The organism is Streptomyces sp. NPDC021622, from assembly GCF_040640795.1.
In the GTDB taxonomy this organism is placed as follows: domain Bacteria; phylum Actinomycetota; class Actinomycetes; order Streptomycetales; family Streptomycetaceae; genus Streptomyces.
This window is the reverse complement of the sequence record NZ_JBFACK010000015.1, coordinates 78834-103200: the sequence shown is the minus strand read 5'-3', so window position 1 is coordinate 103200 and position 24367 is coordinate 78834. Positions and strand designations below refer to the sequence as shown.

Genomic DNA, 24367 nt, shown 5'->3' with positions numbered 1-24367 from the left:
GCCGCCTTCCGCGATCTTGGCGAGGGTCGCCGTACACCGCCGACACCGTCACCCTTATCACTCACCCGCACGTCAACTGCCCTATGTGCGCCCCCGGTTCACCTCCCGTTCACCCGGCGTCCGCCGCCCTGCACTCCTCCACCCCTAGCGTCGCCGCGGAAACAAGCCACGCCCACAAAACGGAGGAACCGTGCGCAAGCTGCTGCCGATCATCACCTCGCACCAGGGGAGCGGCGGCCGTTCCGCCATGACCTGCCGTTTCCGCTGCGGTGACGCCTGCTTCCACGAGGTGCCCAACACCAGCGACAACGAGTACGTCGGCGATGTCATAGCCGGCGCGCTCAGCCGCCGCTCGATGATGCGCGCCGCGGCCGTCGTGACGGTCGCCACCGCAGCCGGCGGCGCCGTCATCGCCGGTCCCGCCGCCCCGCAGGCCACCGCGGCCGCCCAGAAACCGTCGTCGCAAAAGAGCAAAACGGGGGCGCGCGGACTCCGCTTCACGCCCGTCGCGCCCAACACCACCGACGCCGTCACCATCCCCGACGGCTACGCCCAGAACGTCGTCATCCGCTGGGGCGAGCCCATCCTCCGCGGCGCCCCCGCCTTCGACGCGGACAAGCAGACCGCGAAGGCGCAGGCCGGACAGTTCGGGTACAACAACGACTTCCTCTCGCTGCTGCCGCTGCACCGCGAGCACGGCCGCCAGGTCCTCGTCGCCAATCACGAGTACACGGACGAGATCCTGATGTTCAAGGGGTACGACCCCGAGAAGCCGACCCGCGAGCAGGTCGAGATCGCCTGGGCCGCACACGGCCTGTCGGTCGTGGTCGTGGAGGAGGAGCAGAAGAGCGGGAAGCTCGCCGCCGTCTCCCGCCATCAGCTCAACCGGCGCCTGACCGCCACCAGCGAGTTCCGCCTCTCCGGCCCCGCCGCCGGCAGCGCGCTCGTCCGTACGAAGGCCGACCCGAAGGGCGTCACCGTCCTCGGCACCCTCAACAACTGCTCGGGCGGCACCACGCCGTGGGGCACCACCCTGCACGGCGAGGAAAACTTCAATCAGTACTTCGCCAACGCCGAGAAGGTGACGGACCCGACCGCCGCCGCGCGTCTCAAGCGGTACGGCGTCATCGGCGCCGCCTCCGAGCGCAAGTGGGAGCGGTACGACGACCGCTTCGACCTCGCCAAGGAGCCCAACGAGGCCAACCGCTTCGGCTGGGTCGTCGAACTCGACCCGTACGACCCGGAGTCGACCCCGCGCAAGCGCACCGCGCTCGGCCGCTTCAAGCACGAGGCCGCGCAGCCGCGGCTCACGGACGACGGCCGCCCCGTCGTCTACATGGGCGACGACGAGAAGTTCGACTACTTCTACAAGTTCGTCAGCAGCAAGCGCTTCGACAAGGGCCGCTCGCGCGCCGCCCACCAGCACAATCTCACCCTCCTCGACGAGGGCACGCTGTACGTCGCCAAGCTGACCGGCGACTCCCCGGCCGCCGAGATCGACGGCACCGGCAAGCTGCCCGCCGACGGCGAGTTCGACGGCAGCGGTACGTGGATCCCGCTCGCCACCGCGGGACCGGGCGGAAAGGCCGTCTCGCACGTCGACGGCATGACCGCCGAAGAGGTGTACGTCTTCACGCGCCTCGCCGGTGACAAGGTCGGGGCCACCAAGATGGACCGTCCCGAGGACATCGAGCCGTCCCCGCACACCGGCAAGGTGTACGTCGCGCTGACGAACAACTCCGACCGCGGCAAGGCGGGCAAGGCCGGCGCGGACGAGGCCAACCCGCGGAACCTGAACAAGCACGGGCAGATCCTTGAGCTGACCGAGCGCCGCAACCGCGCCGATGCGACCACCTTCGGCTGGTCGCTGTTCCTCGTCGCGGGCGACCCGAACGACCCGGCGACGTACTTCGCGGGCTTCCCGAAGGACAAGGTCAGCCCGATCTCCTGCCCGGACAACGTCTCCTTCGACCCGCACGGCAACCTGTGGATCTCGACGGACGGCGCCCAACTCGGCGCGCACGACGGCCTGTTCGGTGTCGCGACCAAGGGCGACCGGCGCGGTGAGCTCAAGCAGTTCCTCACCATGCCGAAGGGCGCCGAGACCTGCGGCCCGATCGTCCAGGACCGCCGCGTGATCGTCGCCGTGCAGCACCCGGGCGAGATCGACGGGGCGTCGGTCGAGAAGCCGGCGAGCGTCTGGCCCGACGGACCGGGCAAGCTCGTCCGTCCGTCGGTGGTCTCGGTGTGGCGCAAGGACGGCTGCGACATCGGCGTCTGAGCGGATCAGATTCAGCCGGATGTAGTACGACGATGGGGCACCCCGCAGGCGCGGGGTGCCCCATCGTCGTACTCACGCGATCAGATCAGTCGTTCTGCTTGCGGCGGTACATCGCGAAGCCGAGGCCCGCCGCGCCCAGTGCCGCCATGCCGCCGCCGGCCGCGATCAGCGGGGTGCTCGCGGCGGCCGGGGTGACGCCTTCGGAGCCGGCCTTGACGCCGCCCTTGGGGATGACCGTGGTGGACGTACCGGAGCCGGTCTTGTGCTGGGGCTGCTGCGGCTGCTGGGTGTGGGGCTGCGGCTTCGGGGTCGGCTTGGTCTTGCCCTCGACCCAGGACTTGATGGTGCCGTCCGGGTTGAGGACGACGTACAGGCCGTTGTTCTGGCCGGTCACGGACTTGCCGTTGGCGTCCAGCGTGTCGAGCTTGGCGCCGTGGGCGTAGATGTCGGCCTGGTAGTGGTTCTTGCCGAGCTTGTAGATCTTGGCCAGGGAGCCGTCGGCCAGCTTGGCGCTGCGTACGTAGACACGCTTGCCGTCGGGCTGCGGCTTGGGCTTGGGCTTCGGGGCCGCCTTCTTGGTGATGGTGCCGTCGGCGGAGAGCGTGAAGGTGCAGCCGTCGATCTTGGTGCTCGCCGGGTCGATGTAGGCCTTCAGGGAGCCCTTGGGGGTGCCGTTGAGGGAGATGGATGCCTTGGCGGTGCGTGCGGAGGCGTTGACGTCGACCTTCGCGGCCCAACCGTGGCCGAGGTCGGTCACGCCCTTGGAGACCCAGCCGCCGGGGACGGGCTTGTCCTTGTCCTTGTCCCCGTTGTCCTTGTCCACCAGCTTGGCGGTGACCGTGCCGTCGGGGGTCAGGGTGAAGGTGTTGCCGTCGATGGTGGTGCTCGAGGCGTTCTCGTACGCGGTGAGCGAGCCCTTGGGGGCGCCGTCGAGGGATATGGATGCCTTGGCCGTGCGCGCGGAGGCGTTGACCTCGACGTCCGCGGTCCAGCCCTTGCCGAGGTCGGTCACGCCCTTCGACTCCCAGCCGCCGGGCTGCGGCGTCTCCGTGTCGGTGTCCGTACCCGGATTCGTGTCCTGGTCCTGCCCCGGGTCCTGCGCCTGGTCCTGGCCCTGGCCCTGGTCCTGACCTTGGTCGTCCGTGGCGGCCTGGTGATTCTGCGGGGTGGACGGCGCGTCCGCGGCGAAGGCGGCCGTGGTCGGGACGGCGAGGGCGGCGATCGCTCCGGTGGCGATGGCGGCGGTGCGGAAGGTACGGCGGGTGGCGCGCATAGCGGAGGTCCCTTGGTGCTTGGTGCTGATCGGGCTGGCTGTCCGTCTTTGTGCCCCTTTGCGGTGGCGACAGGCATGAAGCTACGGGCGCTGTGTGTGCGTCATCCGTAGGAAATGTAACAACCGGCCGCATGTCGGGGCGCAAGACCGTAAATCGACCAAAAGTGCAGGTCAAGGGCGGTTTGCCGAAGGTCCTGCCTTGCCCGGGACCAAGGTCACGTCACGTCACGCCGCGGGCGCCGCGTCCCCCGCCCGCCCCGTCCGCAGCAGCCACTCCCCGTACGCGGGAGCCTGCCGCGCCGCCTCCCAGTAGGCGGCCTCCAGCTCGCCGTACACCGCGTCGAGCTCCCGCTCCGTACGCGCCGCCACGAGCAGTCGTACGCCGAGGGGGTCGCCGTGCAGCGGGCGGACCGCCATGTCGGGTCTCGCCCGTGAGGTCGGCTGGCAGACGGTGACCACCTCGCCGGTGGCGACGAGCGATGACGCGGTGAGGTAATCGCCGTGCAGGACACGGGGGTTGATCCCGGCCGCACGCAGGACGCGGAGCAGCCCGTCCCACTCGCCGTCCACGGTCGGGTCGACCATCCACCGGTCGTCGGCGAGATCACTGAGGTGTACGACGGACTGCGCGGCCGCCGGATGGTCGGCCGCGAGGAAGACGAACTGGGGCTCGCGCCGCACGAGCACCCGCGTGCGCAGTTCCTCGGGGAGCCGCAGCGGGCTGCCCTCCACCTCGTGCACGAAGGCGATGTCGAGCTGCCCGTCGGCGACCATGCGCAGCAGCGCGTTCGCGGAGACGTCCATCTGGAGCGAGGTCTCGGTGCCGGGGGGCAGGTGGACGCGGAGCCGGCGCAGCCAGCCCGGTATGGCACGGCTTGCCGTGGAGCCGATGCGCAGCTGCCGGCCCTCGGCGGCGCGGGCGGCGGCCGCCTTGGTCTCGCTGATGAGCGCCCGCATCTCGCTGACGAGGGGGCGGGCGCGGCTGAGGGCGACACGGCCGAGCGGTGTCGGGCGGCAGCCGGTGCGTTCGCGGGCGAAGAGCTGGCCGCCGACGGCCTGCTCGATGCGCCGCAGCTGGGTGGTCAACGACGGCTGGCTCATGCCGAGTTGGCGTGCGGCCTTGTGCAGGCTGCCGGTGTCGGCGATGGCGCACAGCGCGCGGAGGTGCCTCACCTCGAGCTCCATGGTCAGTGAGCGTAGAGCGGCGAGCGGCGGCGCACCAGACTCACAAACCCCACGGGAACCACGCGAGTTGGGCGCGGCGGGAGCGCGGGTGATAGCCCGGCGCTATCGCCGATTGCCATCATCCCCAGACCCCCCTGGCTCCCCGACACTCCCCCTACCGAACCGTTCACCTTTCATCGAACGAGTAGGGAGCCCCCCACATGAACAAGCGTTACCTCTCGGTCGCGTCCGTCATCGGCCTCGCTGTCGCCGGTCTCGGCACGACGTCGGCGACGGCCGCGACCCCCACGCAGGCCTCCCCCTCCACCACCGCCGCGTACTCCCAGTACGCGGGCTCCGGTGAGGAGGCCGCGGCCAACAAGGCGTTCTTCGACGCCGTGTTGAAGTCGGTCGCGGAGAAGCGTGCGGCCAACCCCGGCGCGAAGCAGGTCACCGTGGTGTACGACGCCTCCGGTGCGCCGACCTTCGCGCAGCAGATAGCCAGCAGTACCTCCATATGGAACAGCGCGGTGTCCAATGTGAAGCTCCAGGAGGGGAGTGGCGGTGCGAGCTTCGAGTACCGCGAGGGGAATGACCCGCGTGGTTCGTACGCGAGCACGGACGGCCACGGCAACGGGTACATCTTCCTGGACTACGCGCAGAACCAGGAGTACGACTCGACGCGCGTGACGGCGCACGAGACAGGGCACGTCCTCGGTCTTCCTGACCACTACGAGGGCCCCTGCAGCGAGCTGATGTCCGGAGGCGGCCCCGGCCCCTCCTGCACCAACTCGCAGCCGGACGCGAATGAGCGTGCGCGGGTCGACCAGCTGTGGGCCAACGGCCTGGCCAAGGCCCTGGACAAGCTGGACAAGCTGGACAAGCTGGACAAGCTGGACAAGGTGAGTTGATGTCAACGCCGGAGGGGCCAGAGGGCCCCTCCGGCTCGGCTCCTACCCCTGCGGCGAGGCGATCGCCCTCGCTGCCGCCACCTCCTGACGGAGGGGTTCAAGAACGCTGTCCTTGGGGCCCGTGAAGTCGGCCGCGACCTCCTCCAGGGTCTCGGAGGACCGTATGCCCTGCGCCAACTCCCGTAGCTGGGCGGCGACTTCGTGCACCTCCGGAGGGCCAGGTGCCACCGCCCCATGCCGAATCCGCACCCGCGCGGCGGTGGTCGCGTCCACCACCCGCTCCACGGCGACCATCAGCGGCCACCACGCCGCGGCCCGCGTCCCCACCGGCGGCGGCTCGGTCAGGGCCCGCTGGAACTCCGTACGGATGACGGAGAGATCCCGGTAGAGGCGGCGCCGCATCCGCGCCCGCGCCGCCGGGTCCTCGGTGGCGCCGAACGCGCACTCCACGTACGAAGCCGTATCGGCCACCGCGTCCGCGAGCCGGTCCCCGATCCGGGTGTGCCAGCTCTCCGGCCAGAGCAGATAGCCGGCCACCAGCGAGATCGCGCAGCCGATCAGGCTGTCGACGAGGCGCGGCACGACGAGCCCGAAGCCCTGGCGGTTCAGGACGTCCGACAGGAGCAGGATCACCGGGGTGATCGCGGCCGTCTGGTAGCCGTATCCGCGCGGGGTCAACGCAGGGATGAGGGCCGCGAGGACCATCATCACCGGCACGTCCCACCACCCCCGCGGCACCTCTGCGAGGACGGCCGCCGCCACCACGAGCCCCGCCACCGTGCCGAGCGCCCGCAGCACAGCGCGCGAGAAGACCGAGCCGAAGTCGGGCTTGAGGACGAACGTGACGGTGAGCGCCACCCAGTACGAGCGCGGCACCTCGATCAGGGAGACCAGGGACTGCGCGATGCCGATGCAGAGCGCGAGCCGCAGGCCGTAGCGCCAGGACGCGCCGGTCAGCAGGACGTTGCGGGCCGCGCGGCGGGCGCGAACGCGCAGGGCGGCGGGGCGGCCGAGGCGGTCGTCGACGTTGACGATGCCGTGCGGGTCGGGGTCGTTGAGGGTCTCGGCGACGTGGCGCAGCGCGTGGTCGACGGCGCGGGCGGAGGGGCTTCCCGGTTCCGGGAGCACGGGCTCGGGGACCGTCACGTCGCCGGGCCCTGCGACCGCGTCCGCGAGCCGCCGCACCTCGTCCGGCACTTCCGGCGGCAGCGGCACGCCCGCCTGGTGCGCGGCGGGCGCGGCCTCGACGACCGAGGTGATCGCGTTCAACTGGGCGATCAGGCGCACAAGATCGGGGTTGCGGCCGTGCGAGCGGGTGCGGCGGGCGAGGACCAGGTCGTACGACTGGTTCAGGGAGGCCGTGACGGCGGTGCGCGCATCGCCGTACCCGTCCGTGCCCGCGGCTTCGAGCAGCGCGGCCACGCTGCGGTACGTGCCGGCGACGGCGGCCCGCTCCGGGACGCCGGACCGCAGCGGCCAGGCGAGCAGCGCGAGGGCGAGGACGAGCAGCCCGCCGCCGGCCATCAGGACGGGGGCGAGCCACCAGTCCCCCGGCATCGGAAGTCCCGCACCCACCACGGAGTTGAGCAGCAGGAGCAGTCCCGACACGGAGGCCACGGCGCCGATCGTCGACATCATCCCGGAGACGAGGGCGACGAGCGTGACGACCCCGACCGCGACCCAGCCGTGCCCGAAGACGAGCGAGCCGACGGTGACGCCGAGCGCGCCGAAGAGCTGCGGGACGGCGATGTTGTAGATCCGCATGCGGTAGGCGTCGGCGGTGTCGCCGATGACTCCGGAGAGCGCGCCCATGGAGGCGAGCGCTCCGTAGGCGGGCTTGCCGGCCGCGAGGCCGATGGCGAGGGGCAACGCCATCGCGACGGAGGCGCGGGCGACCGCGGCCCACGGGATGGGCGCGGACTGCGGCTTGAGCGTCCTGGCCAGCCAGCCGGGCGGGGTGAGTGTGCTCAGGGGGCCCGCGGGGCCGGGTGATTCGGGACGGGGCATGCGCCCATTATCGCTGTTTTACGTGATTTGCCCGGACCTCAGCGGTCCTGTTCCTGCCGATGGAGCGTCAGGTCCACCACCAGCGCCCGGTGGTCCGTGTTACCGATCTCCAGGAAGCGGGCGTCACGGGCCGAGAAGTCCGGGGTGGCGAGCACATGGTCGATCTGGGTGCCCAGCGGGGACATCAGGGCGGACGGCCAGCTGGGGGTGCGGGCGGAGCCCGCGAGCCGGGCGGCGTCGCGCAGACCGCCCGCGTCGAGGATGTCGCGGAAGGCGGCGTGGTCCTGGGTGGCGTTGAAGTCGCCCCCGATGATGGTGGAGCCGCCCTTGCCCGCGGCGGCGTAGTCGCGAAGACCGCCGAGCTCGGAGCGCCATACGTGGACCTGCTCGGGCAGCGGCGGCATCGGGTGGGCGAGCTGGACGCGGATCTCGTGGCCGTCCTTCAGCTCGGCCACGGCGCCGGGCATGCCCAGGGTGCCGGGGATGCCGCTGGCCTTCTTCAGCGGGAACCTGCTGACGATGAGCGAGCCCTCCGCGCCGCTCGCCTCGCTGCCGCTGCGGTACGGGTACTGGGAGCGGGGCAGCTTGTCGCGGAGCGTGTCGGAGCAGGTGTAGTCGCACTCCGGGACGAAGAGCAGGTCCGGCTTCTCCTTCCGGACGGCGTCGACAAGACCCGGCGTCCCGCGCCCGAACTCGACGTTGGACGCCATGACGCGGATCTCGGCGACGGCGGGCCCGTCCGGGGCGTCGGCCCGGCCGTAGGGCTCCAGGAACCAGGCGACGCCGCCGAGGGCGAGGACTCCCCACACCAGACCGATGCGCCACCTCGCCAGGGCGGCGAGCAGGAGCGCGGCGACGGTCGGGGCGAGGAGCCAGGGGAGGAAGGCGAGGAGCTGCGGGACGGGGGTGAAGCCGTCGGAGTCGGCGACGCGGAAGCCGAGGAGGCCGGTGACACCGGTCAGGAGCAGTGCGGCGAGGTAGGCGGAGCCCCGGCTCCGGAGCCTGCGCCGCCCCGGCTCGCCGTCCTCCGCCCGGTCCTCCTGCCGCCCTGCCGCTGCCGCCGTCATGCTGTCCAAGGACCGGCCTCTCCGTAGGGGGTGGTTCTCGAATCTTCCCTGAGAGACGGCCGGATGCGGGGAAAGGGTTCCTTTTCTTCCTTTTCCCCGGTCGGCCGGCGCCGGTGCCAGATGGGCCTCAGGTGGCGCCAACTCGCCGCTCAAGTGGCGTCGTGACGACATCGCTGCGGACGTTTCCGCGAGCCAAGACCTCGTCTCCAGAGGTGCTGTTCCCTGCTTTGATACTGAAAAACTCCCAGGTCAAAGGCGTGTTCACGACCGAAGTGCCAATGTGGCTCGCAATGGCGCCGCTAGTGCGCCATCATGGCGTCAAGGAGCTCTCACGCCCCACGTCACGGAGGACCTCATGTCGTACGAGCCGACGGCCACCGGCAGCACCGCCGACGCCGACGAGCCGCCCACCCTGCCCACCGACCGGCACACCGGCTGCCCCTTCGACCCGCCCGCCGGACTCACCGCGCTCAGCGACCGGCCGCTGCGCCGCATGCGCTACGCCGACGGACACCTGGGCTGGCTGGTCACCGGCCATGCCATCGCCCGCGAGCTGCTTGCCGACCCGCGCATCAGCTCCCGCTATGAACTCCTGCACCTGCCGGAGCCGGTGCCGGGCCACACGGGGGACGTACCGCCGGCGCCCGTCGGCGACATCATCGGCCTCGACGCCCCGGAACACACCCGCTACCGGCGGCTGCTCGTCGGCAAGTTCACCGTCCGCAGGATGCGCCGGCTCGCCGAGCGGGTCGAGCAGTTAACCGCCGAGTGCCTGGACGCCATGGAGCAGGCCGGGCCCACGGCCGACCTGGTGGAGGCGTTCGCGCACCCCGTGCCCGCGCTCATGATCTGCGAGCTGCTCGGTGTGCCGTACGCCGACCGGGATCGCTTCCAGCGCCACGTGGCGACCATCTTCGACCAGGCGGCGGAAGCGGAGGCGAAGGGCGAGGCCTATGCGGAGCTGCTCAAGTACCAGGGCGAGCTCGTCCTCGCCAAGCGTGCCGAGCCCACCGACGACCTGCTCAGCGATCTGACCGCCTCCGACCTCACCGACGAGGAACTGGCCGGAATCGGCGGGCTGTTGCTGGCCGCCGGGCTCGACACCACCGCGAACATGCTCGGCCTCGGCACCTTCGCCCTGCTGAGCAACCCCGACCAGCTGGACGCCCTGCGCGCCGACCCCGCACTCGCCGAGCAGGCCGTGGAGGAACTGCTCCGCTACCTCAGCGTCGCCGACCCGATCCTGCGTTCGGCGCTGGAGGACATCGAGGTGGCGGGCCAAGTCATCAAGGCGGGCGAGACGGTGACGATTTCCGTGCAGGCCGCCAATCGCGACCCGCACAGGTTCCCCGACCCCGACCGCCTCGACATCCAGCGCAAGGCCACCGGGCACCTGGCCTTCGGTCACGGCCCCCACCAGTGCCTGGGCCAGCAGCTCGCCCGCGTGGAGATGATGGTCGCGTTCCCCGCGCTGCTGGCCCGCTTCCCCGGACTGCGCCTTGCGGTGCCGCCGGAGGAGGTGCGGATGCGCGAGCACGCCAACATCTACGGTCCGGCAGCTCTGCCGGTCACTTGGACGGATTCGGCGGAGCCGGTGACCGACGGCGCCGCAGCAGCCAGGCGCCAACCGCGGTAGCCAGCCCCACCCCCAGAATCACCCACGCCGCCACCCGCAGCGCATGCGTCAGCGTGTCGTAGACCGCCCCCGCCGCCGCCCTGGAGGCGGTGGCGGGAAGGTCGTCCAGGGCGATGCCGCGGATCACCGTGACGGCCAGGGCGAGCAACGCCCCCGCGAGGGCCGTGCCGAGGGACGTGAGGATGACGGCCCGGCGGCGGCGCAGGGCCAGCAGGATGCCGGCCACGGCGAGCAGCACCGCGGCGAGCGGGAGCCAGAGGCCCGCGACTTGGAGGGGCACGCCGCCAACACAAAGCCCCGGTCACGCGATGCGCGACCGGGGCGACTGCATATGGGGCAAGTACTTCCCGCTCCGGGGCTACTTCCCGCTCCTGAGTTACTTGCCGTTGCTCTTGAGCTACCTGCCGTTGCTCCTGAGCTACTTGCGGTTGTAGAGCCGCATCGTCACCGGACCGAAGACCGCGACGAGCAGCACCGCCCAGCCGAGCGCCCAGACCAGCGACGAGCCCGGTGACGTACCCGCCATCAGATCGCGGACGGCGGAGGCGACATGGGTGATCGGGTTGTTGTTGACGAAGGCCTGCAGCCAGCCCGGCATCGTCTCGGGCTTCACGAAGATGTCGCTGAGGAACGTCAGCGGGAACAGCACCATCATGCTGACGCCCATCACCGACTTCTCGGTGCGCAGCAGGAGTCCGAACATCGTCCACACCCACGAGAAGGCGAACGAGAAGACCAGGAGCAGCAGTACTCCGGCGAGGACGCCGAGGCCGCCGCCGTCCGGGCGGAAGCCGATGATCATGCCGACGGCCAGCATCACCAGGGACGCGATGGCGTAGCGCAGCATGTCGCCGAGCAGGTACCCGACCATCACCGAGGGGCGCCAGATCGGCAGCGTACGGAAGCGGTCGAAGACGCCCTTCTCGATGTCGATGTTCACCGAGACGCCCGTGTACATCGTGATCATGACGACGGACATCACGAGGATGCCCGGCAGCAGGTACTGGATGTACTCGCTCGGCGATCCGGCGAGCGCACCTCCGAAGAGGTACGTGTACATCAGCACCATCATGATCGGGAATGCCGTCACGTCGAAGAGCTGCTCCGGCACATGCTTGATCTTGAGCATGGCCCGCCAGCCGAACGTCAGGGACGCGGCGAACGCGCTGGGGCGCTGCGGCCGGTCACCGGCGATCAGGAGCTCGGCGAGGGACTCGGCCTTGACCGGCGCGAGGTCCTGGGCCTCGGAGGTGGTGGTCGCGGTGCTCATGCCTGTGCCTCTTCCTTCGCCGTGCCGGCCGTTCCGGCCAGGTCCGTTGCGTGATGGGGGGCGCCGGTCAGGGCGAGGAAGACCTCGTCAAGGCTCGGCTGGCCCAGGGAGAAGTTGTCGACGGTGATCCCGGCGTGGGCCAGTTCCGCGAGCGCGCGGGACGCCTTCTCGGCCGCGCCCCTGCCGTTGCGCTCGCCGTTGCCGACGCGGGCGGTGAGCGCGACCGGGTCCGGCTCCAGCTGGACCTCCGCGTCGAGCGCGATCCGCAGCACCTTCTCGGCCTCGGCCCGCTGCTCCGCGTCCCGCAGCCGCACATGCACGGAGCCCGCGCCGACCGACGCCTTCAGCTCCCCCTTGGTGCCCTCGGCGATGACCTTGCCGTGGTCGATGACGGCGATGCGCGATGCGAGGTGATCGGCCTCGTCCAGGTACTGGGTGGTGAGCAGAACGGTCGTCCCGTGCCCGACGACGGCCCGCACGATGTCCCAGACCTGGTTGCGGCTGCGCGGGTCGAGCCCGGTGGTGGGCTCGTCGAGGAACAGCAGATCAGGCGTGTTCAGGATGGATGCCGCGATGTCGATGCGGCGCCGCATGCCGCCGGAGTAGTTCTTCACCTGGCGGGTGGCCGCGTCGCTCAGCCCGAAGGCTTCGAGGAGCTGCGCCGACCTGTCGTACGCCGCTTTCTTGCCATGTCCCGTGAGGCGGCCGAGCAGCACCAGGTTCTCGGTGCCGGTCAGATCCTCGTCGACCGATGCGTACTGACCGGTCAGGCTGACCCTGCTGCGTACGGCGTCGGCCTCGCGCACGACGTCATGGCCGAACACGTGGGCGTCGCCCCCGTCGGGCCGCAGCAGGGTGGCGAGCATCTTCACCGTGGTGGTCTTGCCGGCGCCGTTCGGGCCGAGCAGGCCGTACACGGTCCCGGCCGGGATGGTGAGGTCCACGCCGTCCACGGCGCGGGTGTCGCCGAAGGTCTTCACCAGGCCCGCGGTCTCGATGGCCACGCTGTTCATGTCCGTACGCCCTCTCCAGGTCAGTGCGTTCCGTTACGAGGTCAGACTTGCGCCGCGGCGCAAACTCATCGCCCGGTGGAGCGTCGGTCCGAACGGGTGTTTGCTGGAAGGTGCGTCCCCAGCATCCGCCACATCAGCGGACGGCGACAACCACAATCGCCATCACGCCGTGATCTGGGCCGTCGAGTTGCCTCTCGGCGGGTGCGGGTGTGCCCTGGTACTGGGGCGAAAGAGTCTGGAGGACCCGTCATGGCACATGCGGCACCGACTTCACCCACCTCACCCGCACCGCGGGTACTGGCCGGGACCGGCACGACCCGGGCCGGGGCCTCGGCCGTGGTCATGGGCTTTCTGTACGGCATCGTGGTGGTCCAGCGGGACGCCGGTTCGGTCGCGGACGGCAACGCCTGGCTCGGCATCGTCACCGGTGTCCTCTTCGCCGCCCTCTTCATGGGCATGTACGCGATGGCGCCCCGCCTGCCGCGCGAACTGCGCGCGACGGCGTGGGCGACCTTCGCAGGTGTGACGTTCGGTTGCGTATACAGCCAGGGGATGCCGGGCCCGTCCGTCCTGCGCTCCACGATCATGGCGCTCGGCATCGCGGCGGCGGTGTTCATGGTGACGTTCTACCGCTACTACACGCGCGAGACCGACTGAGCGGGGTCCCTACAGCACCGCCAGGTCCACCGCCCGAGCCATCGCCCGGTACCCCGCGTCGTTCGGGTGCAGGTGGTCCCCGCTGTCGTACTCGGGAGCGATCCGCTCAGGATCAGCGGGGTCCGCAAGGGCCTTGTCGAAGTCGACGTACGCGTCGTACTCGCCCGAACTCCGCACCCAGGCGTTGAACTCCTCGCTCACCGCGGCCGCCCGCTCCCCGTAGTGGTCGGAGCCCCCCAGCGGCAGCAGCGTCGCCCCCACCGCCTTGACGCCCTTCGCGTGCGCCGCACGGATCAGCGCCCGGTGGCCCGCGATGAGCTCCGCCGCGCTGACCTTCGGCGCGGGCTTGTACGTCGGGGTGTCGCTCTCGCTGAAGCCGATGTCGTTCACGCCCGCGAGGACGAGCACCGTGCCCACCCCGGGCAGGTCAAGGGCGTCGCGCCCGATCCGCGCCGTGCCCCGCTCGCCGTACCAGGCGGAGTCGTTGAGGACGAGATTGCCGCCGATGCCCGCGTTGAGCACGGGCCGCGGGGTGCCCTCCTGCGCGAGGCGTTCGGCGAGGGCGTCGGACCAGCGGCGGTTGCGATCGGTGGAGGAGGCGAAGCCGTCGGTGATGGAGTCGCCGAAGAGCACGATCCCGTCCCTGTTCCCGTCCCCGCGGCGGGACTTCTGCCCGCCCACATCCACCCCGGACAGGAAGTACCAGGACTCCGTCGACGCGTCGAACGCCGACGCCCCCGTGTCCCCGGTGTGCTCACCCTCCGCCCGGTAGCTCGTCGCGAACGACTGCGCGTGGAAGGTCGCAGGACCGGTCGTCCGCGCCAGATGCAGCGTGACCGTCACCGAGTCGAAGGCCTTCAGGTCCAACCCGGCCTTGTCGCTGGAGAGTTGGCCGTGCGCCGGGATGGACACCGACCGCCTCCCCTCGAAGGTGAGCCGCCGCAGCGAGCCCTCCTCGACCGCGGCCCCCTTCTTCGTACGCGCGATGGTCGCGCCCGCGATGTGCAGCGGGGACGTGCCGTACGCGTTGGAGAGCCGGATGCGCGCTCTGTCGCCGCCCTCGGTGACGCGGACGACCTGGCGCAGGGTCTGACCGGAGAAGCCGTCCTCCGACCAGTTCGGCTTGAAGCCGGTGCTCGCGCGCTGCGGTGCCGCGGCCCACGCGGCGGTCCAGGCCGCCTCCTTGCGGGGTTCGTGGCCGGCGGAGGCCTGCGCGCCGGTGACGGCGAGGCCCGCCGTCAGGGCGAGGGCGGCGGTGGCGGCGACAGCGGACGTGCGGGTACGCGAAAGCATGGAAATCTCCGGGGAGTTGAGGAAGGAGAAGCGCATTCGGTCCGTGGTGAACCGGACTCCTCAAAGATCCGCCGATGCCACCCCCCGATCAACGGCGATCCATGAAACGATTACCGCGCTCAGGCTTATCGATGCAGGTCAGGCATGGTTCACCGGGAGGGCACGTGGAGCGGCAGGAGCTCGAAACCTTTCTCACGCTCGCCGAGGAGCTGCACTTCGGCCGCACCGCCGAGCGCCTCCTCCTCTCCCAGGCCCGCGTCAGCCAGACCGTGAAGCGCCTTGAGCGCAAGATCGGCGCCCCGCTCTTCGAGCGCACGAGCCGCAGGGTGCAGATGTCCCCCCTCGGCCGTCAGCTCTACGACGATCTCGCCCCGCTGCACAGCGAGATGGAGGCCGCGCTCGCCCGCGCCAAGGGCGTCGCGCGCGGCGTCGACGGCGAGTTGACCATCGGTTTCCTCGGCTCCGGCGCCGGCACGCTGACGAGCGCGATCCTGGAGACGTTCCGCGAGCGCCGCCCACGCTGCGAGGTGCGGATGCGCGAGACCCAGTTCGAGGACCCGCTGGGCGCGCTGCGCGGCGGCACGGTCGACGTCCTGTTCACCTGCCTGCCCGTCGAGGAGCCGGATCTGACGGTCGGCCCCGTCGTCATCAACGAACCCCGCGCGCTCGCCGTGCCGCTCGGCCACCGCCTCGCCGGGCGGGCGAGCGTCTCCCTGGAGGAGCTGGCGGGCGAGACGTTCTTCGGCGTGGTCAACGGCGCACCCGCCTACTGGTGGGACTTCCACGTCCCGCAGCGCACGCCGAGCGGCCGCCCGATCCGCCGCGGCCGCTCCGTCGCCGGCTTCCAGGAACTGATGACGCTGGTCGCGACAGGGCAGGGGATTTCGCCGGTGGTGGCGTCCGTGGAGAAGTACTACGCGCGCCCGGACATCACCTTCGTACCCCTGCACGACGTCCCGTCGGCGGACGTCGCGCTGATCTGGCGCACGGCGGCGGGCTCGAATGAACGCGTCGACGCCTTCATCGAGGCGGTCCGCGACACGGTCGAGGCGAACGACGGCCCGGCCCCCTTCTAGCCCGGTCTGCGGCGATCATTCCGTGCGTGAACGCTCTGAGCTATTCCGCCGCATTCATCACGTTCTTCTCCGTCGTCGGCCCGCCCAAGGTACTGCTCGCCTTCGGCGGCCTCGCGCACAACCATCAGGTCACCGAACTCCGGAAGATCGCCCTCGTCTCGTCGGCCGCCGCCGTACTGGTGGGCCTGGTCGCGGGGTTCACCGCGCCGTGGCTGCTCGACCTCTTCCACATCAGCACGCCCGCGCTCCAGCTCGCGGGCGGCCTCATCTTCTTCATCTACGCCGTGGGGCTCGTCCTCGGAATCCACCTCGGCTCGGACGGCTCGGACCAGGACGCCTCCGATCTCGTCAGCGGCGTACGGCAGTTGCTGATGCCGTACATCGTGAGTCCGCTCGCCATGACGGCCGTGCTCATCGAGGCGGCGGCCCGCGACTCCTGGTCGTGGCGGTCGACGGTCGTCGGCGCGTACGTGACCGTGATCGCCCTGGACCTGGTCTGCGTGATCGTCCTCGCCCGCCTCATGCGCGGCACGCACCACGCGACCGTCGAACTCTTCGGGCGGCTGCTCGGTCTGCTGCTCGCCGCGGTCGGCGTGGACCTGGTCCTCGACGGGCTCTTCGCACTCGGTGTTCCCGGCCTGGAACGCGACTGACCGGCTGACGAAGACCTGGACTCAGGGGGTCACCACGCCAAAGGACCTGTCCGGCTTCGTCGCGTACGACAGCAGGCGGGCAAGCAGCTCAGGATCGCCCTCGGTCCCGATCCCGCCCAGGCCCTTCCCCGCCAGTACGCCCAGGAGTTGGGGCCTGGTGAGGGTCAGCGTGAGCCCCGCCGATGTGTGCGGGAACTCGCCGAACGGGGTGTCCCGGTGGGTGAGCGCGCCATTGTGCAGGGTCAGGCGGTGGCGGTGCTGTTCGTCGGTGAGGACGAGGTCGATGGTGAGGCTCTCGTCCCAGGCGCGCGGTCCGTCGATGGTGACCGCGATCGAGTCGATGAGCTGCTCGGTGGTGAGCGCCATCGCCACCTCGGGGTTGGACAGATCGAGCTCGTTGGAGCCGGGCCCCTGGCGCAGTTCGAGGGCGGACGTCAGATAGAAGTTGCGCCAGGTGCCGTTCTCGGACCCGCGCCCCAGCCGCTCGTACACGCCTGCCAGGGCCTCGCGCGCCGCCGTGTTCCCGGCGTCGGCGAAGACGATGTGATTGAGGAGCGTGGCGGCGAACCGCAGATCACCGGCGTCGATGTACGCCCGGGCCTTGGCAAGGGCCTCATCCACACCGCCCGCCAACTCCACATACCGAACGGCCAGTTCCTCCGGCGGATGCTCCCAGAGATGCGCGGCGTTGCCGTCGAACCAGCCCAGATAGCGCTGGTAGATCGCCTTCACGTTGTGGCTGACCGAGCCGTAGTAGCCGCGCGCGTGCCAGGCCCGCTCCAGGGCGGGCGGCAGCTTCAGTTCCTCGGCGATCTCGGGGCCCGTGAGTCCCTGGTTGATCATCCGCAGCGTCTGGTCGTGCAGATACGCGTACAGATCCCGCTGCTCGGCGAGGAACCTCACCACGTTCCGCCGGCCCCACGTCGGCCAGTGGTGCGAGGCGAAGGCGACGTCGTACGTCTCGTCGAAGAAGCCGATGGCCTCGTCGAGATAGCGGGACCAGACGCGGGCGTCGCGGACCACGGCACCGCGCAGGGTCAGGATGTTGTGCATGTTGTGCGTGGCGTTCTCGGCCAGGCACAGGGCGCGCTTGTCGGGAAGGGAGAAGTTCATCTCGGCGGGCGCCTCGGTCCCCGGCGTGAGCTGGAAGACCATGCGTACGCCGTCGACCACTTCCTCCTGGCCGGTGCGGGTGACGTCCACGGTGGGCGGGATGAGCGTGATGGTTCCGGTCGACGTGGTCATGCCCAGGCCCGCGCCGATCTGCCCGTCGGGCGACTTCGGCAGCCGGTCGCCGTACATGAAGCTCGCGCGCCGTGTCATGGCCGGGCCCGCGTAGACGTTCTCGCTGACCGCGTGCTCCAGGAACCCCTTGGGTGCCAGGATCGGTACGCCGTCGCCGATGCCGCGCGGCAGGACGCCGCGCGAGCCGCCGAAGTGGTCGGCGTGCGAGTGCGTGTAGATGAGGCCGGTGACGCGGCGGTCCCCGCGGTGCTCGCGGTAGAGCGCGAGGGCGGCGGCCGCGCACTCGGCGGAGATCAGCGGGTCGATGACGATGACGCCGCGGTCGCCCTCGACGAGGGTCATGTTCGCCAGGTCGAGGCCCCTGACCTGGTAGATCCCCTCGGTGACCTCGTACAGGCCCTGCCGCGCGCACAGCTGGGCCTGCCGCCACAGGCTGGGGTTGGCGCTGTCGGGGCAGTCGCCCCTGAGGAACCCGTACGCGTCGTTGTCCCAGACGACCCGCCCGTCGTCCGTCCTGATCACGGCCGGTACGAGAGCGCCGAGGAACCCGCGGTCGGCGCTCTCGAAGTCGGCGGTGTCGTCGAAGGGGAGGCTGCTCGCGGGGTCGCTGGCACTGGCGCTGGCACTGGCACTCATGGTGCGGTTCCGTTCGACGGAGCGGCGGGATCAGGGTGCGTAGGGATCGCTTCCGGTGTCGCCCGAGGTCCCGGATCCGCCTGCGCCGGTGCCACCGGGAGTGCCCCAACTGCCAGTGTTCTGAGTCGACTTGGCTGTCGACTTGGCAGCCCTGCCCGCGTCGTCGCGGTCCGAGCGGTCCGTGCACAGCGCCCAGATGACGAAGACGCCGATCGCGATGGAGATGAATGCCCACACGGGCTGGTACGGCAGCCACATGAAATGCATGAGCACCGAGACCGTGGCCACCGCGACACCGGTCGCCTTGCCCCAGGACGTGCCCTTCAGGATCCCGTAGCCGACGACGGCCACCAGGATGCCGAGGACGATGTGGATCCAGCCCCAGGTGGTCAGATTGAACTTGTAGACGTAGTCCCCGATGCGCTCGTACACGTCGTCCTTCGCGACGGCCGCGATGCCTTCGAGGATGCCGAGGATGCCGTTCATGAGCATCAGGACACCGGCGAACATGGTGCCGCCGGACGCCCAGAGATTCTCGGCGCTCGCACCTCGGCGGGGCGCGCCGCCTGCGCCTCCGGACGGGGGATTGCTGGACGCGCTGCCGCTGCTCATGGCCGCCCCTCTTTCTGTCTGTACAGGTTGTGTCCGAGCCTGGGACGGCCGCCGGGGCCCCGCGACCGGGCCCGGGCCGTTGGAGTGACTGGGCTGACGAACCCGGCGGTGGATTGGCGCCGGGGCCGCCCGGTTGTCGTGAGGTTGGCGGTTCCGGGCCGGGTGTAAAGGGCGCTCCGCTTGCGCTGCGCGTCGGCTTCGCCGATTGCGCTTCGCTTCACCCTTGACACCCGTCCCTCCACCGCGAGGAGGAAGACGACCGGGCGGCCACGAAGCGGGGCTCACGGGGACGGGCCCTTGGGGCGTCCGGCTTTCCTGCCGGGTGCGGACTAGTTCGTAGCAGCGCAGCCGAGTGGGAGGGGGGCGCGGTCGGCTCGGGGATGGGTCCCGGCTTCGTCAAGCGTCTGCCGACCGGATCTTCCTCTCCCGGCCGGGAGAGAGGAGGGTGTGGGGAACCTACTTCGGCAAAGTTGCGTTTCGTAGTGCCGCGCGCCCCCCTTGTGCCAGAACACTACTTTTCCAAAGTAGGTCCCCCACCTCCACCTGTGATGCGTGATGGCCACCCCGGAAGTGACGGTCACCTCGGAAGATCCGGTCCGCGCCCGCTTGACGAAGCCGGGACCGATCCCCGGACCGGCCGCGCACCCCTCCAGCCTCACGGCACACTGCTACGAACCAGTCCGCACCCGGCGTTCAAGCCGGATGACCCATCCTCGCCGTCCCGAGAGCCCCGCTTCGTGGCCGCCCGGTCATCTCCCTCGTGCGGTGGAGGGGTGGGTGTCAAGGGTGAAGCGAAGCGTAATCGGCGCAGCCGACGCGACGAAGGAGCGCCCTTGACTCCCAGCCCGGAACCGCCAACCTCAGGACAACCGGGCGGCCCCGGCGCCAATCAACCACCGCCCTGGGACGAGCCGCTGTTCTCCCGGACCTTCGCGGGGCCCGGGCGCACCCTGGCCAAGGGCGAGGTCCGGGACGCGGTGGCCGACGCCGTGACGCGTGAAGCCGAGCCCGATCCCGGAAGTGCCGCGTGATCGTCGTCCGTCCCGGGCTCAGGACACCTCGGCCACGACCCGCGTAACCTCCGCCGCCATCCGGCGGATTCCGGGTGAACGCGTCGGGCAGGGGCGGGACTTGGGTGTTGTCGGTGCCAGGCAGAAGTGCAGGTAGTCGTCCGCCCGGTGCAGCGCCGCGCGGCCAGAATCCGTGCAGTACTCCGGGTGTTCCCGCTCGTACGCCGTGCACGGCAGCTTCTCGACCCAGGTGTATCGGTCCGATGCCGGGGCGACCGTGCCGCCCGCGTCGGCCACGCGCCCGCCGGAGGCCCGCGCCTGCCTCTCGTAGATGCCGTTCACGCGCCGCACGCGGTCCGGCGTGATCGGGTCGGGGCCCTGCAGCACCCACACCACACGGGGCCCGTCCGCCCCTGCCGCCGCCTCGATCTGCGCGGCCAGCGCCTCCGCATCGGTCGCGTACCGCTCGAAGTACTTCTCGCGCTGCTTGTCGTACGTGATGCCGTCCATGCACGGCGTATAGCCCCACGCGTTGCCCCAGAACTGCAGCACAACGACGTCCGGCCGCTCCGCGCGCACCAGGGCGGCCGCCTTGTGCTTGTCGGGGACGAGGGAGTCCTTGCCCGTGTCGTCGAGGTAGTCGCAGAGGGTGGTGCCGGAGTAGGGCGCGCTGCGGTAAGTCGCGCCCAGTTCGTCGCGGAGGAGCCCGCCCAGGACGTTCTGGTTCTCCATGGCGAGGGAGTCGCCGAGGTAGAGCACCTTCGGGGCCTTCGGCCGGGGCTTCTCGGCGGCGCGCTGCTGGGTGGTCGAAGGGGGCGGCAGCTCGGAGGGTTCGGCCCGCGGGGCGTCGGCCGGCGCGGCCCCGGTGCCGGACCCGGGGTCGCCACATGCCCCGAGCAGCAGGACACCGGCAAGAACCCCACCGATCCACGGCTTGCGCATACGTCAACTCCCGCCCCAGCGACCGAAAGGGTCCCTAGGCAAGCACAGTCGCACCCGTGTGAGAAGACACGGGGCAGCGTCCTGGCGCGTTCGTATTACCCCGGACGTAATCGACCCCTGCGCGGCGGCCCGGCAAGCTCAACTCATCGCCACACCAAGCCGGTTGGCTACTCACTCGCAGGAGGCCGATTCCCATGACCGCACACGACACCGCCGCGTACGAGACCGCCGTCGCCCGCTACTTCGAGGCCTGGAACGCCGCGAGCGCCGATGACGTGGCCAAGGCCGTGGCCGCTGCCTGGACCGAGGACGGCAGCTACACCGACCCGCTGGCCGACGTCACCGGGCACGCCGCCATCGCCGCCGTGATCGCCGGGGCGCACGAGCAGTTCCCCGGCTTCGAGTTCCGGCAGACCGGCGCGGTCGACGGCAACCACCACATCGCGCGCTTCGGCTGGGAGCTGGTGTCGGTGGCGGACGGATCCGCTCCCGTCGCCGGTTTCGACGTCATCGCGCTCGCCGATGACGGCCGTATCCGCACCGTGCACGGATTCCTGGACCGCGTCCCGACTGCCTGAACAGATTGCAGTTCGTCCCACGAACTAATATGGTTCGTGGGACGAACTTCTTCTTCTTCGGGTTACCAGGAGCGAGAACCATGAGTCGTGTCAGTCGTGTGAGCAATGGCCGTACCGTCGCTGTGATCGGTGGGGGCTACGGCGGCGCCGCCGTAGCCAAGGCCCTCGACGAAGAGGCCGACGTGATCCTCGTCGAGCCCAAGGACGCCTTCGTGCACGCCGCCGGATCGCTGCGGGCGCTGGTCCAGCCGGACTGGGCGGGGGACAACATGTTCTTCCCGTACGACAGGCTGCTGCGGCGCGGCAAGGTCATACGGGAGCGGGCGGCATCGGTGGACGTCGCAGGAGTCACCCTCGCCTCCGGCGCCCGCGTGGACGCCGATTACGTCGTCCTCGCATCCGGCTCCGGATACCCCTTCCCCGCGAAGACGGACACCGACGTGACGAGCGAGGCGCTTGAGCGTATTCATGCGACGCATGACGAACTGTCGCGTGCGGAGCGGGTGTTGCTTGTCGGTGCCGGACCCGTCGGGCTTGAGCTGTCGGGTGAGATCAAGGCGGTCTGGCCGGGGAAGCAGGTGACGGTCATCGACCCGGCCGAGCAGCTCATGCCGGGATTCCTGCCGGAGGTGCGCGAGGAGCTGCACCGCCAACTCGATGCCCTGGGCGTCGACTTGAGGCTCGGTACCGCGCTCGTCGAGGAGCCGCCGGCGGAGCCGGGCCGTACGAAGACCTTCACCGCGGCGACGACCGACGGCGGTTCCGTCACCGCCGACCTCTGGTTCCGCTGCTACGGCGTACGTGTCAACGGTGGTTACCTCGGGGCCTTCGACACCGCCCGTACCCCGCAGGGCCAGATCCAGGTCACCGAGACGCTGAACGTCATCGGCCACGACCACATCTACGCGCTCGGCGACCTCACCGCCATCGCGGAGGCCAAGATGGCCGGGTACGCGATGAAGCACGCCGAGGTGATCGCGGAGAACATCACCGCCCAGCTGCGCGGCGAGGGCCCCACGGCCACCTACATCCCCGCGCCGACCCCCTCGGTCCTGCTCCCGCTGGGCCCGGACGGCGGCGTGGGTCAGGTGCCGACGCCGGACGGGCCGACCGTCCTGCCGGCCCAGGCGGTCAGCGAGTACAAGGGCAAGGACCTCTTCGCGGGCCGTTTCGCGGAGTTGTTCGGCACGGCGTGACCCCAGGGGGCTGTCTCAGTCGGCGAAGACGGCGGGCACCTTGTTGTCCCGCACCACGCGGGCGAGGAGCTCGACGAGCTTGGCCCGGTCGGCCTCGCTGAAGCCGACCGGCAGCTCGTCGACGCGGCGGCAGGTCTCGGCGTAGAACGGCTCGACGACGCCGCGCCCCTTCGGGGTGAGTACTACCTGGACCGCCCGCCCGTCCCGGGGGTCGGGCTCGCGCCGGACGAGCCCGTGCTGGGCGGTCCGGTCCACGAGCCCCGTGAGGCTCGACTTCGCGAGCCCGAGCATGGTGCCGAGCTCGCTCATCCCGAGCGGCCGGCCCATCAACACGCACAGCAGCTGCCCCTGCTGAGCGGTGATGCCGTACTCCCGGGCGGCCTCCGCGTACACGGCGTTCACCAGGAACGAGGAGCGCACCAGTGCGGTCGCGATCCTCATCTCTTCACCCTCGGAATTCCCCATTGCCTCAGAATACGGCAGGGCGGCGTGATGAGATTCGTACCACGAACTACTTACTGAGAAGGGTGTGCGAGGGGTATGACTGAAATGACACATTTCGGGATCGGCATCAGTACGGCCGTGGACGAGATCGAGGAGACGCTGCGGCTCGCGGTCCGCGCGGACCGGTCGGGCCTCGACCTCTTCACGGTCTCCGACCACCCCTACTACGGCGCCCGTCTCGACGCTTACGCCCAGCTCGGCTTCATCCTCGGCCGTACGGAGTCCATCGCGGGCCTGGTGAGCGTGACGAACCTGCCGAGCCGCCCCGCGCCGATGCTCTCGCGCACGGTGACCTCGCTGTCGGCGCTGTCGGGCGGCCGGATCGTGCTGGGCATGGGCGTCGGCGGGCTCTGGGACGAGATCACCAGACTCGGGACGCAGCGGCTGGGTGCAGGAGCCGCAGTCCGCGCCTTCGAGGAGGCGATCACGCTCGTGAAACTCCTGTCGGGCGGCGGCGAACCGGTCACCTTTGAGGGCGAGTTCTACCAGGTCACAGGCCTGGAACCGGCTGCTGCCGCGGCCGCCCCGGTCTGGACGGGTTCGGTCGGCCCGAAGTCCCTCGCCGCGACCGGCCGGGTGGCCGACGGCTGGATCCCGGGCCACGCGGCGGACTGGCTCAGCCCCCGGTACCGCGAGTCCCGCCCCGTCATCGACGAGGCGGCGGCAGCGGTGGGCCGCTCCCCCGAGGACATCGCCACGGTCTACAACATCCCCGGCGTCATCACCGAGACCCCGCTCGCCACCACCCGCGACGCCGAAGGCCGCTGGCTCGGCGGGTCGGTCGCCCAGTGGACGGAGGAACTGACCGGCGCGATCCTCGAACACGGCGCGTCCGGCATCATCCACTTCCCGGTGGGCGACACCCCGTTGGACGTCTCGCTCGGCCGCTGGGCCGAGGAGATCGTCCCGGCGGTGCGGGCGGCTACCGGGCCACGTACTGCGTGAGGATCGCCTGCACCTCGTAGATGTCGACGCCCTTGGTGAAGGTCTTCTGGATCGGCTCATGGCCGCCCGAGATCCAGATCTTCAGCTCGGCATCGAGGTCGAAGTGCCCGGCGGTCTCGACGGCGAAGTGCGTGATGCTCCGGTACGGGACGGAGTGGTACTCGATCTTCTTGCCGGTTATCCCCTGCTTGTCGACGAGGACGAGCCGCCGGTCGGTGAAGAGCATCGTGTCGCGGATCAGCAGATACGCGGCCTGCACCTGCTCACCGTGGCCGAGCAGCCGCGCGTAGTCCTGCTGCGCCTTGCCCGGATTGATCGTGTGCGCGTTCCCGAACAGTGCCATGACGATCCCCCATGTGGTTGGCCCCGCTGGACCTGATCCAGCGGGATCATCCGAC

General features: G+C 70.4%; 22 protein-coding genes and 1 pseudogene. 10 read left to right on the top strand and 13 right to left on the bottom strand.

Going from position 1 to position 24367, the window contains the following annotated elements:
* The first annotated feature begins 190 nt into the window (after positions 1 to 190).
* Positions 191 to 2281, top strand: coding sequence for a PhoX family protein (locus tag AB0G47_RS27935; RefSeq protein ID WP_360775399.1), 2091 nt, complete (start codon positions 191 to 193; stop codon positions 2279 to 2281).
* Positions 2282 to 2366: 85 nt separating this feature from the next.
* Here the strand turns inward: AB0G47_RS27935 and AB0G47_RS27930 are convergent, their stop codons facing one another.
* Both AB0G47_RS27930 and AB0G47_RS27925 read right to left on the bottom strand, forming a co-directional pair.
* A complete protein-coding gene (locus tag AB0G47_RS27930; RefSeq protein ID WP_360775398.1) occupies positions 2367 to 3554 on the bottom strand; it encodes a hypothetical protein in 1188 nt (395 codons plus the stop codon).
* A gap of 225 nt (positions 3555 to 3779) precedes the next feature.
* Positions 3780 to 4739, bottom strand: a complete 960-nt coding sequence (locus AB0G47_RS27925) for a LysR family transcriptional regulator (RefSeq protein ID WP_360775395.1) — start codon at positions 4737 to 4739, stop codon at positions 3780 to 3782.
* Between the two features lie 200 nt (positions 4740 to 4939).
* Between AB0G47_RS27925 and snpA the strand changes: the two genes are divergently transcribed.
* Positions 4940 to 5629 carry a snapalysin gene (snpA, locus tag AB0G47_RS27920; protein ID WP_360775392.1) on the top strand — a complete coding sequence of 230 codons (690 nt, stop codon included), beginning with the start codon at positions 4940 to 4942 and terminating at the stop codon, positions 5627 to 5629.
* 42 nt (positions 5630 to 5671) lie between these two features.
* Here the strand turns inward: snpA and AB0G47_RS27915 are convergent, their stop codons facing one another.
* Both AB0G47_RS27915 and AB0G47_RS27910 read right to left on the bottom strand, forming a co-directional pair.
* Positions 5672 to 7636, bottom strand: a complete 1965-nt coding sequence (locus AB0G47_RS27915) for an FUSC family protein (protein WP_360775390.1) — start codon at positions 7634 to 7636, stop codon at positions 5672 to 5674.
* Between the two features lie 38 nt (positions 7637 to 7674).
* Positions 7675 to 8703, bottom strand: a complete 1029-nt coding sequence (locus AB0G47_RS27910) for an endonuclease/exonuclease/phosphatase family protein (protein WP_360775719.1) — start codon at positions 8701 to 8703, stop codon at positions 7675 to 7677.
* 355 nt (positions 8704 to 9058) lie between these two features.
* On the opposite strand from AB0G47_RS27910, the gene AB0G47_RS27905 reads away from it, so the two are divergent.
* On the top strand, positions 9059 to 10339 hold the full coding sequence (locus tag AB0G47_RS27905) for a cytochrome P450 (RefSeq protein WP_360775388.1): 1281 nt from the start codon (positions 9059 to 9061) through the stop codon (positions 10337 to 10339).
* On the opposite strand, the gene AB0G47_RS27900 is transcribed toward AB0G47_RS27905, so the two are convergent.
* The 3 genes from AB0G47_RS27900 to AB0G47_RS27890 all read right to left on the bottom strand — a co-directional run bounded on the left by AB0G47_RS27900 (position 10272) and on the right by AB0G47_RS27890 (position 12622).
* Complete coding sequence (locus AB0G47_RS27900; protein WP_360775385.1) at positions 10272 to 10619, bottom strand: hypothetical protein; 348 nt, start codon at positions 10617 to 10619, stop codon at positions 10272 to 10274. The genes AB0G47_RS27905 and AB0G47_RS27900 overlap by 68 nt on opposite strands.
* Positions 10620 to 10757: 138 nt before the next feature.
* Complete coding sequence (locus AB0G47_RS27895) at positions 10758 to 11609, bottom strand: ABC transporter permease (RefSeq protein ID WP_360775382.1); 852 nt, start codon at positions 11607 to 11609, stop codon at positions 10758 to 10760.
* The gene (locus AB0G47_RS27890; RefSeq protein ID WP_360775379.1) at positions 11606 to 12622 is read right to left on the bottom strand and encodes an ATP-binding cassette domain-containing protein; all 1017 of its coding nucleotides are present in this window, start codon (positions 12620 to 12622) and stop codon (positions 11606 to 11608) included. The genes AB0G47_RS27895 and AB0G47_RS27890 overlap by 4 nt, the downstream gene beginning before the upstream one ends.
* 249 nt (positions 12623 to 12871) lie before the next feature.
* On the opposite strand from AB0G47_RS27890, the gene AB0G47_RS27885 reads away from it, so the two are divergent.
* Positions 12872 to 13279, top strand: a complete 408-nt coding sequence (locus tag AB0G47_RS27885) for a hypothetical protein (protein WP_360775376.1) — start codon at positions 12872 to 12874, stop codon at positions 13277 to 13279.
* A 9-nt stretch (positions 13280 to 13288) separates the two neighbouring features.
* Here AB0G47_RS27885 and AB0G47_RS27880 read toward each other — a convergent pair whose 3' ends face one another.
* Positions 13289 to 14572, bottom strand: a complete 1284-nt coding sequence (locus AB0G47_RS27880) for an SGNH/GDSL hydrolase family protein (RefSeq protein ID WP_360775375.1) — start codon at positions 14570 to 14572, stop codon at positions 13289 to 13291.
* Between the two features lie 164 nt (positions 14573 to 14736).
* On the opposite strand from AB0G47_RS27880, the gene AB0G47_RS27875 reads away from it, so the two are divergent.
* Positions 14737 to 15648, top strand: a complete 912-nt coding sequence (locus AB0G47_RS27875; protein WP_360775373.1) for a LysR family transcriptional regulator — start codon at positions 14737 to 14739, stop codon at positions 15646 to 15648.
* A 26-nt stretch (positions 15649 to 15674) separates the two neighbouring features.
* Positions 15675 to 16301, top strand: a complete 627-nt coding sequence (locus AB0G47_RS27870; protein ID WP_360775371.1) for a MarC family protein — start codon at positions 15675 to 15677, stop codon at positions 16299 to 16301.
* A gap of 21 nt (positions 16302 to 16322) precedes the next feature.
* On the opposite strand, the gene AB0G47_RS27865 is transcribed toward AB0G47_RS27870, so the two are convergent.
* Entirely contained in the window at positions 16323 to 18182 is a 1860-nt protein-coding gene (locus AB0G47_RS27865) for an alkyl sulfatase dimerization domain-containing protein (protein ID WP_360775368.1), read from the bottom strand.
* Positions 18183 to 18353: 171 nt separating this feature from the next.
* Positions 18354 to 18692 (bottom strand): annotated as a pseudogene (locus tag AB0G47_RS27860) (hypothetical protein); the annotation flags it as partial.
* Between the two features lie 935 nt (positions 18693 to 19627).
* On the opposite strand from AB0G47_RS27860, the gene AB0G47_RS27855 reads away from it, so the two are divergent.
* Positions 19628 to 19825: a hypothetical protein gene (locus AB0G47_RS27855; RefSeq protein ID WP_360775749.1), complete on the top strand. Its 198-nt coding sequence runs from the start codon at positions 19628 to 19630 to the stop codon at positions 19823 to 19825.
* Between the two features lie 18 nt (positions 19826 to 19843).
* Here AB0G47_RS27855 and AB0G47_RS27850 read toward each other — a convergent pair whose 3' ends face one another.
* Complete coding sequence (locus AB0G47_RS27850; RefSeq protein ID WP_360775366.1) at positions 19844 to 20746, bottom strand: SGNH/GDSL hydrolase family protein; 903 nt, start codon at positions 20744 to 20746, stop codon at positions 19844 to 19846.
* Positions 20747 to 20940: 194 nt separating this feature from the next.
* On the opposite strand from AB0G47_RS27850, the gene AB0G47_RS27845 reads away from it, so the two are divergent.
* Both AB0G47_RS27845 and AB0G47_RS27840 read left to right on the top strand, forming a co-directional pair.
* A complete protein-coding gene (locus AB0G47_RS27845; protein ID WP_360775363.1) occupies positions 20941 to 21324 on the top strand; it encodes a nuclear transport factor 2 family protein in 384 nt (127 codons plus the stop codon).
* Between the two features lie 80 nt (positions 21325 to 21404).
* On the top strand, positions 21405 to 22520 hold the full coding sequence (locus AB0G47_RS27840; RefSeq protein ID WP_360775360.1) for an FAD-dependent oxidoreductase: 1116 nt from the start codon (positions 21405 to 21407) through the stop codon (positions 22518 to 22520).
* A 15-nt stretch (positions 22521 to 22535) separates the two neighbouring features.
* Here the strand turns inward: AB0G47_RS27840 and AB0G47_RS27835 are convergent, their stop codons facing one another.
* Positions 22536 to 22961, bottom strand: a complete 426-nt coding sequence (locus tag AB0G47_RS27835) for a MarR family transcriptional regulator (protein WP_360775357.1) — start codon at positions 22959 to 22961, stop codon at positions 22536 to 22538.
* A 99-nt stretch (positions 22962 to 23060) separates the two neighbouring features.
* On the opposite strand from AB0G47_RS27835, the gene AB0G47_RS27830 reads away from it, so the two are divergent.
* Positions 23061 to 23969, top strand: coding sequence for an LLM class flavin-dependent oxidoreductase (locus AB0G47_RS27830; protein WP_360775354.1), 909 nt, complete (start codon positions 23061 to 23063; stop codon positions 23967 to 23969).
* On the opposite strand, the gene AB0G47_RS27825 is transcribed toward AB0G47_RS27830, so the two are convergent.
* On the bottom strand, positions 23947 to 24312 hold the full coding sequence (locus AB0G47_RS27825; protein ID WP_266864213.1) for a PH domain-containing protein: 366 nt from the start codon (positions 24310 to 24312) through the stop codon (positions 23947 to 23949). The two genes, AB0G47_RS27830 and AB0G47_RS27825, sit on opposite strands and share 23 nt — an antisense overlap.
* Positions 24313 to 24367 lie beyond the last annotated feature (55 nt).

Excerpts from the sequence above, each read along its gene's own strand:
- AB0G47_RS27930 (WP_360775398.1), bottom strand. The coding sequence starts at position 3,554 with ATGCGCGCCACCCGCCGTACCTTCCGCACCGCCGCCATCGCCACCGGA.
- AB0G47_RS27925 (WP_360775395.1), bottom strand. The coding sequence starts at position 4,739 with ATGGAGCTCGAGGTGAGGCACCTCCGCGCGCTGTGCGCCATCGCCGAC.
- snpA (WP_360775392.1), top strand. The coding sequence starts at position 4,940 with ATGAACAAGCGTTACCTCTCGGTCGCGTCCGTCATCGGCCTCGCTGTC.
- AB0G47_RS27915 (WP_360775390.1), bottom strand. The coding sequence starts at position 7,636 with ATGCCCCGTCCCGAATCACCCGGCCCCGCGGGCCCCCTGAGCACACTC.
- AB0G47_RS27910 (WP_360775719.1), bottom strand. The coding sequence starts at position 8,703 with ATGACGGCGGCAGCGGCAGGGCGGCAGGAGGACCGGGCGGAGGACGGC.
- AB0G47_RS27905 (WP_360775388.1), top strand. The coding sequence starts at position 9,059 with ATGTCGTACGAGCCGACGGCCACCGGCAGCACCGCCGACGCCGACGAG.
- AB0G47_RS27895 (WP_360775382.1), bottom strand. The coding sequence starts at position 11,609 with ATGAGCACCGCGACCACCACCTCCGAGGCCCAGGACCTCGCGCCGGTC.
- AB0G47_RS27890 (WP_360775379.1), bottom strand. The coding sequence starts at position 12,622 with ATGAACAGCGTGGCCATCGAGACCGCGGGCCTGGTGAAGACCTTCGGC.
- AB0G47_RS27885 (WP_360775376.1), top strand. The coding sequence starts at position 12,872 with ATGGCACATGCGGCACCGACTTCACCCACCTCACCCGCACCGCGGGTA.
- AB0G47_RS27880 (WP_360775375.1), bottom strand. The coding sequence starts at position 14,572 with ATGCTTTCGCGTACCCGCACGTCCGCTGTCGCCGCCACCGCCGCCCTC.
- AB0G47_RS27865 (WP_360775368.1), bottom strand. The coding sequence starts at position 18,182 with ATGAGTGCCAGTGCCAGCGCCAGTGCCAGCGACCCCGCGAGCAGCCTC.
- AB0G47_RS27850 (WP_360775366.1), bottom strand. The coding sequence starts at position 20,746 with ATGCGCAAGCCGTGGATCGGTGGGGTTCTTGCCGGTGTCCTGCTGCTC.
- AB0G47_RS27845 (WP_360775363.1), top strand. The coding sequence starts at position 20,941 with ATGACCGCACACGACACCGCCGCGTACGAGACCGCCGTCGCCCGCTAC.
- AB0G47_RS27840 (WP_360775360.1), top strand. The coding sequence starts at position 21,405 with ATGAGTCGTGTCAGTCGTGTGAGCAATGGCCGTACCGTCGCTGTGATC.
- AB0G47_RS27835 (WP_360775357.1), bottom strand. The coding sequence starts at position 22,961 with ATGAGGATCGCGACCGCACTGGTGCGCTCCTCGTTCCTGGTGAACGCC.
- AB0G47_RS27830 (WP_360775354.1), top strand. The coding sequence starts at position 23,061 with ATGACTGAAATGACACATTTCGGGATCGGCATCAGTACGGCCGTGGAC.
- AB0G47_RS27825 (WP_266864213.1), bottom strand. The coding sequence starts at position 24,312 with ATGGCACTGTTCGGGAACGCGCACACGATCAATCCGGGCAAGGCGCAG.